This window comes from Wolbachia endosymbiont of Pentidionis agamae, assembly GCF_036711655.1.
In the GTDB taxonomy this organism is placed as follows: domain Bacteria; phylum Pseudomonadota; class Alphaproteobacteria; order Rickettsiales; family Anaplasmataceae; genus JAZHPY01.
In genome coordinates, this window is record NZ_JAZHPY010000032.1 from 1 (window position 1) to 11,337 (window position 11,337).

General features: G+C 31.4%; 9 protein-coding genes and 1 tRNA gene. 5 read left to right on the plus strand and 5 right to left on the minus strand.

Annotated features, from left to right (window positions below; genetic code table 11):
* A partial coding sequence (locus tag V6U76_RS02670) for a leucine-rich repeat domain-containing protein (protein ID WP_333023478.1) occupies positions 1-425 on the plus strand: 425 nt, incomplete at its 5' end.
* 111 nt (positions 426-536) lie between these two features.
* On the opposite strand, the gene V6U76_RS02675 is transcribed toward V6U76_RS02670, so the two are convergent.
* Both V6U76_RS02675 and V6U76_RS02680 read right to left on the minus strand, forming a co-directional pair.
* Entirely contained in the window at positions 537-1,520 is a 984-nt protein-coding gene (locus tag V6U76_RS02675; RefSeq protein ID WP_333023486.1) for a gamma-glutamyl-gamma-aminobutyrate hydrolase family protein, read from the minus strand.
* A gap of 92 nt (positions 1,521-1,612) precedes the next feature.
* Positions 1,613-1,685 (minus strand) — tRNA-Phe (locus tag V6U76_RS02680).
* An 84-nt stretch (positions 1,686-1,769) separates the two neighbouring features.
* Between V6U76_RS02680 and coaD the strand changes: the two genes are divergently transcribed.
* Positions 1,770-2,276 carry a pantetheine-phosphate adenylyltransferase gene (coaD, locus tag V6U76_RS02685; RefSeq protein WP_408647414.1) on the plus strand — a complete coding sequence of 169 codons (507 nt, stop codon included), beginning with the start codon at positions 1,770-1,772 and terminating at the stop codon, positions 2,274-2,276.
* A gap of 61 nt (positions 2,277-2,337) precedes the next feature.
* On the opposite strand, the gene V6U76_RS02690 is transcribed toward coaD, so the two are convergent.
* Positions 2,338-4,056, minus strand: coding sequence for a type I secretion system permease/ATPase (locus V6U76_RS02690; protein ID WP_333023480.1), 1,719 nt, complete (start codon positions 4,054-4,056; stop codon positions 2,338-2,340).
* A 247-nt stretch (positions 4,057-4,303) separates the two neighbouring features.
* Here V6U76_RS02690 and V6U76_RS02695 point away from each other — a divergent pair, with 247 nt between their 5' ends.
* The 3 genes from V6U76_RS02695 to V6U76_RS02705 are packed head-to-tail and all read left to right on the plus strand — an operon-like array spanning position 4,304 to position 9,922.
* The gene (locus V6U76_RS02695; RefSeq protein ID WP_333023481.1) at positions 4,304-4,711 is read left to right on the plus strand and encodes a hypothetical protein; all 408 of its coding nucleotides are present in this window, start codon (positions 4,304-4,306) and stop codon (positions 4,709-4,711) included.
* Between the two features lie 32 nt (positions 4,712-4,743).
* Positions 4,744-7,092: a VirB4 family type IV secretion/conjugal transfer ATPase gene (locus V6U76_RS02700; protein WP_333023482.1), complete on the plus strand. Its 2,349-nt coding sequence runs from the start codon at positions 4,744-4,746 to the stop codon at positions 7,090-7,092.
* Positions 7,019-9,922 carry a hypothetical protein gene (locus V6U76_RS02705; RefSeq protein ID WP_333023483.1) on the plus strand — a complete coding sequence of 968 codons (2,904 nt, stop codon included), beginning with the start codon at positions 7,019-7,021 and terminating at the stop codon, positions 9,920-9,922. Before V6U76_RS02700 ends, V6U76_RS02705 begins: the two co-directional genes overlap by 74 nt.
* A gap of 7 nt (positions 9,923-9,929) precedes the next feature.
* Here the strand turns inward: V6U76_RS02705 and V6U76_RS02710 are convergent, their stop codons facing one another.
* Both V6U76_RS02710 and V6U76_RS02715 read right to left on the minus strand, forming a co-directional pair.
* On the minus strand, positions 9,930-10,391 hold the full coding sequence (locus V6U76_RS02710) for an invasion associated locus B family protein (RefSeq protein ID WP_333023484.1): 462 nt from the start codon (positions 10,389-10,391) through the stop codon (positions 9,930-9,932).
* Between the two features lie 2 nt (positions 10,392-10,393).
* Positions 10,394-11,293 carry an RNA polymerase factor sigma-32 gene (locus V6U76_RS02715; protein ID WP_333023485.1) on the minus strand — a complete coding sequence of 300 codons (900 nt, stop codon included), beginning with the start codon at positions 11,291-11,293 and terminating at the stop codon, positions 10,394-10,396.
* Positions 11,294-11,337 lie beyond the last annotated feature (44 nt).

Genomic DNA, 11,337 nt, shown 5'->3' on the forward strand with positions numbered 1-11,337 from the left:
CTATTGATTTGAGTTATACTGATGTGAAAGATTTATCGCTTATAAAATGTCTTATAAATCTTAGATCCATAAATTTGAATGCTACTGAGTTTAATGGTTTAGAACTACGGAATTTTCCTAAACTTGAATCTCTTGATTTGTGTGCGTGTCGGCATGTTAATGATGGGACTCTAAAAGATATATCAAAGCATTGTAAAGAACTGACATCTATTGATTTGATGGATACTTTGGTAGGTGTTGATGTTATAGAAAAGCTATGGGAAGCGTTGCCAAAGCTCAAAAGTCTGGGGTTTAATCCAAAATATTACAATCATAAAGAAGAATTTCTAAAAGATAATTCATCTTCTAGAATAATAATGCTACCTATGATTTCTAATGTTAAATCAAATAATGAGAAGAAGAACAAAGGATACGAGAGACTATAAATCTAAAGCAACTTGAATATTAGTAAGCTTGAAAACCATTCAAAGGGTAAAAATGAATTGAAGAGAATTAGCACCTCCTAATAAAGGAGGAGGATGCTAATCTGCATGTGTTTAACGATAAAGAAAATCATGTATTATTGAAATTGCAACTAAAGTTGATACTTGACGCTCCTTCTGTGTGGATAGATAAAAATTTCTACCTGATTTTACAACAAGAGCTTCTGGATGACTTTGAAAATGAACATTGCCATGCTTATCTTCAATTGCTTCTATAACTCCATCATTAGAGAATCCTACAACTTTATATCCTAGCAATTCTAATTTTCTCCTGTTTTCAGGACTGTTATTTACTGCTCCTGAATGAGCGTCAGGAAAGCAGACGGAAAACCACCCATTTTCATCAGGTGTTAAAAATTTAGATACTATTTCCGCTAAGCGACTATTTGGTACGATTCTTATTTGCTGAAGAGGCACATTCTCTAGCTGTGGATTAGGTGCAGATTTTAAGTGAGATTTTTGTTTTACTTCATCATTAATGATATCTGCAACGCGTACTACTTCAACTCCTTTTGCATGCATGATACCTTGCAAACCACCACATATACCTAGTAAATGGATTGAAGGGTTATCATCTACTATTTGTACAATTGCTTCAGTCACAAGTTGACGGCAAGGAGTAGGTGCAAAAGGTTCTGTATGCACGTGATAGTAATTACCGGGGATAACGATTCTGTTTATGTTGTGTTTTGCTATAAATTTTTCAACCTCTATTTTTATTCGATCCAACGTTAACTTTCTCGCAAGTATTTTATCTTGCTTTGCTAAGCTAAGTGATTCTGCATTAATTTTTTTAAGGCTAATTAATTTTTTGTAATCAATCAGTACAGTTTTGACTCCAAAGTTGTTAAACATCTCATAGATATTTTGAGATAATCCAAGCTCATGACGGTATGTTTCTTTTTCTGTTTTTAGCAAACCAACAACAATATTGCTGTTTTTTATGTTTATATTGTCCATGTTTGCATAAGCAAAACTACTACTGAACAACAAAAGTACAAATAACAAATTAAATATTTTTTTATAGAATGTATGAATCATAGCCTTTACCCTCACTGAATTATTATATAAGTATTATAACTAAAATATAATATTTTTCAATAAAAAAGTAAACTTAGTAACAGAGAAGGTGGCCTGAGCAGGAATCGAACCAGCGACACAAGGATTTTCAGTCCTTTGCTCTACCAACTGAGCTATCAGGCCAACATATTTATATTTAGATAAAAAATATTACTATGTCCATCACAAATTAACTTATAATAAATTATAAAATATATTGCATTGCACGTGAGTAACAAAAAAAGAGTAGGAATTTATCCTGGAACATTTGATCCAATAACTTTTGGTCACATTGATATAATAAAAAGGGCATATAGATTAGTTGATGAACTTATTATTGGAGTTGCAAAAGATATTAACAAAAACATAATTTTTAGTGCAGCATTAAGAACACAGATGATTAAAAATGGTATTGGCAGTATGAGCAATTTGAACATAATACCTTTTAGTGGTTTATTAATGCATTTTGCGGAGGAACACAATGCATCAGTTATTATTAGAGGCTTAAGAGCTGTTTCAGACTTTGATTACGAATTTCAGATGAGCTGGATAAATTATAAGCTTTCTTCCAAAATTGATACTATTTTCCTCCCTGCTTCTGAAGACACTCAATTTATTTCATCAAGTTTTGTTAAAGAGATAGCGAAATTAGGTGGTGATATTAGTAAATTTGTGCCAACTAACGTTCAAAGTGAGTTAACAAGGGTATATAAACCTGGTAGCCATAATCTATAAGTGACAGCTAGAAAAAACCTAAATTTATAAAAATTCACATCATATGTGATAGTTTTTGAATTCACTCATGAGTTTGCAAACATGCTTTTAGTATTTCGTCCCGCAGACCAGCTGCATATACAACTCCATCAGACATAACAATAACTTTATCCACTACAGATAATAACGATATCTTGTGTGTAATAATAATAACAGTAATTTTATATCTCTTGGCCATTTCAATTGCCTTTATTAAACAAGCTTCTCCATTGCTGTCTAAATTAGCATTTGGCTCATCAAGCACCAAAAGTTTCACATTACCATAAAAAGCTCTGGCAATTCCAAGTAATTGCTTTTGTCCACCTGAAAGAGTTACTCCAGAACTTCCGCCTATAATGGTATCATAACCATTTGGTAAGCTTAGTATTAGCTCATGTATACCAGCAATTTTTGCCGCTTTAATCACTGCTTCAGGGTCAGGGTTAGGTTTCATACGAGAAATATTAACCTTTACACTAGTATTGAAAAGCTCAATATCCTGAGGTAAATAACCTACATAATTACCAAAACTTTCTCGGTTCCAAGTATATACATCTGCGCCATCTAATCTCACTACACCAGATAAAGGTTTCCACACGCCAACAACAAGTTTTGCAATTGTTGATTTACCAGATGCACTTGCACCAATAATACCAACTATATCTCCTGGTTCGATAACAAAAGATACACCTTTTATTGTTGGTTTATTACTACCGTAAGGAGTAAAAAATACTCTGTCAAACACCAATTTACCTTGTGGTTCAGGTAAATCCATACTCTGCTCTCTTTTAGGAGAAGTCAATATAAGAGTTTGGAGTCTTTTATATGACATCCTAGCCTGATTTAAAAATTTCCAAGTGTGAACTGCAGCATCGAAAGGCGCTAGAACTCTGCCCATTAGAATTGAAGCAGCAATTATACCGCCAGCTGTTTGATATCCTGAAATTGCAAGAAGTGCACCTGTTCCTATAACTGATATCTGTAGAGTTGATCTTAAAAATTTAGTAATTCCTGTAATCAAATTAGAACGATTTTGTGCTTTGATTTGATCAGCACGATTCTGATCATTTCTTCCACACCAATCAGACACTATGTGCTTAGCCATACCCATGGCCTCTACTACTTCAGCATTGCGGGTTGCAACATCAATAGCATTAATATTACGAATAGTTTCTTCATTAGTTTCTTGCAATATTCTTTTAGTTGCAAATTCATTCCATATTGCCATAGAAATTAGTATTATTATACCAATTATTGAAATAAAGCCAGTAGAAGCATGTATTTTAAAAATTACGATTAAATAAATAATTGACCATGGAGCATCAAAGAGTGAAAATATGCCATTACCAGTGATAAAACTTTTTATAACACCGAGATCACGTACTGATTCCCCACTAGAAGTAGAGTTTTTAATAGATATAAGCTTTATTGATCGTATAATTAAATCAGGTGTTACAACTTTGTCAATCCAGTCGCCAATTTTTGCCATAGCTAGATATCTACAAGTTTCCAGCATAGCTGAACAAGCAAAGGCAGACAGAGTAATAATTGTTAACATGACTAATGTTGGCTTGCTTCCACTAGATATTACTCTATCTAACACTTGCGAAGTATAGAGAGGCAAAAAGAGCATTAGCAAATTAATTCCTGAACTGAACCAGAAAATAAACCAGAAAGCACCTTTACACTTTTCAAGACAAGTGTATAAAGCACTGTTTTTTAATTCTTTTTTTGCTAGCACTGTAAGACTTGATCCTTCCATGAACCTACCTTTTGTTTATTTTATTCAATAGACAACATAATTTCTGTTAAAATTTCCTTAACTTGCATTTCGTAATTTAGTGATATACGCAAGGTTGATATTAAACTTATAAAAACTTGTAAAAATAATTTGAATTATTAAAATTCAGTATACTTCCAATTTAAAATAAAGTCACTGAGAAATCGAATGTTGTTTAATGATATAACTGTTGCTATAATTTAATCAGTTCCTGTAAAAAGGTTATTTAATGTTTAAGCTTTATAAAATTCTATTATTAACAATTACTGTTCTAAGCTATACTTTATTACCGTATTTCGGTCAGGCAGATTTGAGTAATCAATTAGATATAGAGAATGTAAAGGATCATGTAAAAGAAAAAACATCAGAATTTTCTTCTATGCTAGATAATATGGGTTCGTCAACTATTATTTGGATATGTATAGGTGTAATAGCGATTTTTATATTATTTAGAGGTTTTATTTTTTTTATACTAATTCTCATTATCCTTGGCATTATATTTGGTGTTCCAGATAACATAGTTGATCCTTTAAAGGAAAGAATGAATTATATAGGACAAAAAATGGAATCTTTAATTTCTGAATTTGGGAATAAAACTACTCAAAAAAAAATAGCAGAGAAAAATTCAGCAGAATAAAGGAAAAGTCACTAAACAGCATGTAGGTCTTCATGGTACAAGGGTCCTCAAATAATAATAGTGAATTAAAAAAGAAAAATTTTTCTCCTATAGAAAATGTAAATTTAGATTTTATTCCTTATGCTTGCCATTATGATGAAGAAACTATACTTACCAAAAATGGTGAGTTATTACAAATTATAAAAATAGATAATTGCAATCTTTTTAGTAGTGATAGTAATTTACGAAATGAGATTAGAAAAAGTATAACTAAGAATATAAACGATACTTTCTTTTCTATTTGGATTCACACGGTAAGAAAACGTAGTAACTTCGAGTTAGGATGGAAAGATACAAATGATTTTTCTGATCAACTGCACTCCACATGGCTTAATAAATTAAGCAACGGGAAATTGTACTACGAAAATGGGCTATATATTGTAATATTAGTAAATAATTTGCATGAAGTAGTAAAAAATCCTTTGTTATTCAATAGTATAAAGAGTAAATATAAAGCTCTATTAGAAAAGAATCATCAGAAACTACAAAAAACAGTGGGATCAATAAAGAAAGATCTAGAATCCTTTAAAGCTGAAAAATTAGGCATAAAATTTGATCAGAATAATCCATATTCTGAAGTACTTGAATTACTTTATCATATAACTACATTGACGAATAAAAGATACTTTCTTGCCGAAAATAATGCATCCAGTTATGTAAAAGATTTAAAAATTGCTTTCGGCTTCAATTCATTTCAGATAACATTTCAAAACAGGAAAAAATATGGTTCTATATTTAGGATAAAGGAATATAAGGAAATTCCACTAAGTACTACAAGTCATTGTTTAAACTTAGACGGTGAGTTTATTATTACAGAAATAATTTTAACTAGTACCAAGAACAAAGCAATGAAAATTGTAAACAAACAAGCTGCCATATTGCAGATTAGCGAAGATAAAAATTTTCTTCAGATGTCTGGGATAGATGAAATGATTGAATATCAGAACACTGGCGGTGTAAAATTTTGTGAGCAAGCAATTATGTTTACAATACATGCAGATGATAAATCTAGATTAGCTAAAAATACTCAAGACTTATCATCTGTGTTTGCATCTATTGGATTAATGTTAGTAAAAACTGATTTACATCTAGAGGATCACTTTTGGTCGCAACTTCCTGGTAATTTTAGTTTTATCATACAGCCAAAAGCTATATTAATGAAGTATGCGTGTAGCTTTTCTTTATTACATCACTCCACACTGGGGACTTTGAAAGGCGGAAAGTGGAATCAAGCTATAACAGCTTTTACTTCAAACAAAGGAGATTTGTATTTCTTTAATTTTCATAATAAGAAAAATAGTGGTCATACTGCAATATTGGGAGTACCAAATTCTGGCAAGACTTCATTGATTAATTTTTTACTTTCTGAGTCAAGAAAATGTAGTGCGAAAATTGTAATATTAGATAGTACAGGGAAGTCAATAATTTTTACCAAAGCAATTGGAGGAAAATATTATATACTCGATTCAAAATACAAGGATAAAAGTCTTAAATTCAACCCGCTGAATGTAGAAGATAGTGTAGAAAATCGCAATATGCTTTGTGAATTAATAAGGAGAATGATAGGAGGTATTTGTTCAGAGGAAACAAATAATAAAATAAAAAAAGTAGTAAATTCTATTTTTATTTTACCAGAGGAGTCTCGTTCTATTTCGAAGCTTTCAGAAGTACTGAATTTATTAGGTGGAAATATTAGTAAATGGCTTGATGATGGAGAGCTAACTTATTTACTTAAAGAAAGTAATGAATCTGATGATATTGATTGGAATGCAGAAGTTATAACGATAAATACTTCACACCTCATAAAGCAAGCAGAATGTATTTCTGTCATACTTTACTATTTCTTATATTCTTTTGAAGTAAGATGTAATGGTTCACCTACAATACTTGTCTTACATGAAGCATCAAAAGTCATTAGTATTTTTCGCACAGAAAAAGAATTTAATGAATGGATGTTAAGAATGACAAAATTAAATGTAGTAGTGATTTTTAGTATAGAAAACTTAATGTCTGAAGGTCAGTTTACTCAATATCTTGAAAAGCATATAGATACAGAAATCTTTATGCCTAATGTTAACGCTAGTAGATTATATATGAAATACTTATCTCTATCTAGGAAGGAATTGAATATTTTATTACAAACTCCAGAACAAGAAGGACTATTTTTAATAAAACAATATGAAGATCTAGTGACCTTGAATTTAGATATTAAAAATATGAAGGAAGCATACGTATTATCAGCAAATAAAGAAACTGTAAAATACATGTATGATGCAATTAAGGAAAAAGGAGAAAGAGCAAATGAATGGTTACCTGTGTTTTATGAGAAGTGTGAAGTTTAGTTTTTTTTTGATACTTTTTTTCATATCTAGTTTCTTATGTCAGGTATATGCAGATTGCCCTTGGCTTGCTAAATCTAATACCCATTCAGAAGAAAGTTTTGCGTTTGCATGGGGAAATGGATGGCGTACACGAATTCGTGCTATGGTTATAAGAGATCAGGGAGTTGATGCTTACTTTAATCCTAAAATTAAGGTTTGTAGCAAGGGTGGCACAGGATATCCAGAATACTGCCATGAATTATACAACGGCACATCTTGTAAAAAGATATATGGAACTCAAGGATCTGGAGCAGGTGTTTCTGCTATGGTATTTGTGGACTGGACAGGAGATGGAACAAAAATTGGAGCAAAAGTCGGAAAAGGATTACCATGGAAATGGGCTGAAGATATAACTGATGAAGAAAAGGCAGAATACGATAGAAAGATGCAAATCTATGGTTCTATGCCCAAAATATGTGCATGTAGCCAAAAAGGAGCGTGTATGACAGGTTTTACTGCAATTTTTGCTAGGTGGGGGGGGCAAGGAGCAAATATTTTTAGACCAGGAAACATGGATAATGTTTGCGATACTTGTTTTCAAACATATGTGCAGTGTGCACCTTTACCGCTTCTTCCAGGGCCGCCACCACTTTGTGATCAACTTACACCATCTCCTGCAGTAAGTGTTAGAATAGTTCCAATAAGACATGATGATAACAGTTTTATTAATCCTAGAATTGGAGTTATGATAACTGGACTTAATAGCAGATATGATTTTAGAGCTAATTTAGAAGAAGATAATGCTAGCATTAGTTCTATCCCACATGAAAACGAAAAGTATTATTTTAAAGCTTATAAAAAGGATAATAAACTATGCGCTAATTATTATGGAACTTCAGAGCCAGATAATAGCAGCAAGCCTCAATTTACTCGTTGTTTTCCTGCACCACCCATTCCAGATCCAGAAAAAGTTGAAGTAGAAAGTGGTGAGTTAAAAGTCACTATAAAAATAAAAGAACAAGATTGCAATAGTATTGGAGGCCATTATCAAAATGGTAGATGTGTTTTTAAGGTTAGTAAACGAGGAGTTATTGATAAAAACGGAATGATTGTAGATAAACAAAGAGTAGGAGAACTGGATTTAAAATTAATAAGACCAAAAATGGAGAAAGTCGAGAGTAATCAACAGTCAAATATCATTTCAGCTATATTAGAAAAAAGTGATAAATTTAAAAATTTAAAAAGCTGTAATTATATTCCAAAAATCCAAAATAGATGTAGTGACAATACCAGTAATTGCATTGTCGAAAGAAGGGAATTTTTCTATGAAGAATCTGGAAGTAATATGCTATGTCTTTCCGGTTTAAAACCAAGTACTAAGGAATTCTTCTTAAAAAGAGGTAATGAAATTTATAATTTAAAATCTTTAGGTAATACTTATGTTAAATATGTTACAGCTTTCTCAAGAGAATCAAATAGAATTCATTATAAATTATGCAAGAATCAAGATGGGGTACCTGTAACAATAGACCTTTTGAAAAATAAAAATCAAGATGAGCTAGACAAAATAACGTTTGATAATACAGGATATCTTTTTATTCCAGGAGAGGGAAACAATCTTGAGCCTTTAGACAAAGATGAAGATATCAAAACAAAAGCAAATTGTTCTACTCATAGGATTGTATATAAAGAGGTAGATGGAATCATAGGAGAGAAGTGCCAGCAAGGTGCTGATGGATGCAAAGATGGTACAAGATCCACTGAATACGTAAATAAAACAGATAGCAAACCTTTCTTTTTAAAATATGAGGAAATACCAGACCCAAGAGATGCACATAATAAAAGAATAATATGTAAGGATGATCAAGGTCGTGAAGTAACATGTACAAAATTAGAGAGTGTAATAGAAGCAAATAGACCAGAAGTTTTCTTTGCTGATAAATTATGTGCATTCGACTTAACAAAATTAAAAGAGAAGTTAACAAGTGATATAGAAAGTCTCTTAAAGCGAATGAGAGAATCAATCCAAAATAGTGGTACAAAATCTTATACACTTACAAACACGGATAATTTTACAGGGGATTTATCACAATATGATCATGTCATCATAAAAGCTTGGGGTGGTGGTGAAGCAGCTCACCCAAAAGCTATACAAGAGAAAGATATAGAGCGTAGAGCAGGGATGCCCGGCAACTATGTTAATGCTAATTTTAAAATTGATCAGAACTATCCTATTATAAAGGTAAAGAGAGTCGGTACAGGTGGATCAGTATCACCAAACGGTGATTATTATATAGTAAATACAAACGGAGGACCAACAGAAATAGAGATTTGTGATAAACAAAAGAGTAACTGTAAAATATTAATACGTGTTGCAGGTGGTGGACAACATTATGAAGGACAACAAAAAACAAAAATTTTTGAGAGAGGTCTGGTCATAGGATCTCAGACGTTTACGGATATAAGGTATGCTAATGACAAAAATGCATATATAACTAATATAGATAAAAATGCATATATAAGTAGTAATGGGGTAGAGAAATATCAGGAAGGTGTGTGTAATAACAAGTTATTTAATAGTGCAGACTATTCTAATAATTCAGGCTATATGCCTGGTGCAGGAGGATGTATTAAAGGTAATGATCATGGTTTTGGTTTTCCAGGTAAGGTAATTATCACTCCTATCATGAAAAAATTAGATAGCAGAAAAATAGAAAGTATTACTAGTCAAATAGTAGATAATCCAAATGAAATACTAAGTGATAGTAACATAGATGATTCAATTAGAACATTAGACTCTGATATACAAATACGTATTAAAGAACAAATTTGTAAATTAATTGAAAATTGAAATTAGGCTATTTACATAAGTCATGCATTTTATTGTATGCCGCAGTAAACCCTAAAAGTGAATAAGTTACTGGATTTGAGTTACTCTTAATTACCATAGATAACCCTAATTTCATTTTTTTTACTATATCTTGATCAATTTTTATATTTTCTGCCCATGCAAGCCCATTATTTATTATTGGGAGCTTATATGTTGTTCTATTATCAATATTTAAAACTACAGGACCATGTGAATTAGAGCTGACTACTACTTCATCTGCTGCTTTACTTACATAATTTACCATAACATACTGACTTTTATTTTTCTTTTTATGGTATGAAACAACATAGCATACTTTTTCATTACCATCTAAGTGCGTATAAACCAGCCAATCTCTATATTTTCCTTCAAGCTTAGAAACATGATTTTCATTTGCAAAAACCTCATGTGTTAAAGTAACAAAAAACATTAAAAAGAGAACACGTATCATGTCTAACCCATAGTAAACTTCAGCCCTAGCTTTGCACACTCTGATCTAACGTATCCTTTAACTTTTTCCATTGATTGTTCTGCAATCTGCCTTATCCTTTCTCTAGATATATTATACTTCTTACTTAATTCATCCAAAGTTTGACAATCATCAAACATATATCTTTTTATAAAAATATCACGTCCCCTTTCATTTAAAGTTGCTAAAGCGTTATTTAAGATTTGCTCTTTTAATTTTCTTTCCTCGTTAATTTGGCACAGCATTTCCTGATTAAGTTGCCCAGATGGAATTATTTCTTGTAATTCTTTTTGAGAGTGATCACTAACTTTATTCAAAGATTGATCCTTATAAGTTAAGCGATTATCCATATTCACTACATCTTCTTCGGATACAGATAATTCATCAGATATTGATTTTACCTCTTCTTGGGTGAGACTTTCCCTACCAGTGTATTTCAAGATCTTATTTTTTATTCTACGCAAGCTAAAAAATAATTTCTTCTGCGCCTGTGTTGTACCTATCTTAATTAATGACCATGACTTAAGTATATAATCTTTTATATAAGCTTTAATCCACCACACTGCATAAGTCGAAAAACGAAAACCCAGATCTGGATCGAATTTTTTTATTGCATGCATTAATCCAACATTTCCTTCCATAATGAGTTCCATCAACGACATTCCATAATTTTGAAATTTCATTGCAACTTTTACTACTAAACTTAAGTGACTTACAATTAGTTTATGTGCAGAAGTAACATCTTTATGGTCACGCCAGTTTTTTGCAAGTAATATCTCTTCTTCTTGTAAAAGGTTAGGAAACTTCCGTACTTGTGCAATGTAATTAGCAAGGTTGGTTTCCTTATCTATAAGTAATGGAAAATTTATAACTGAAGTTAACATAAGACTACAAACTATTATTTATATATTATTTATTAATTACTCAG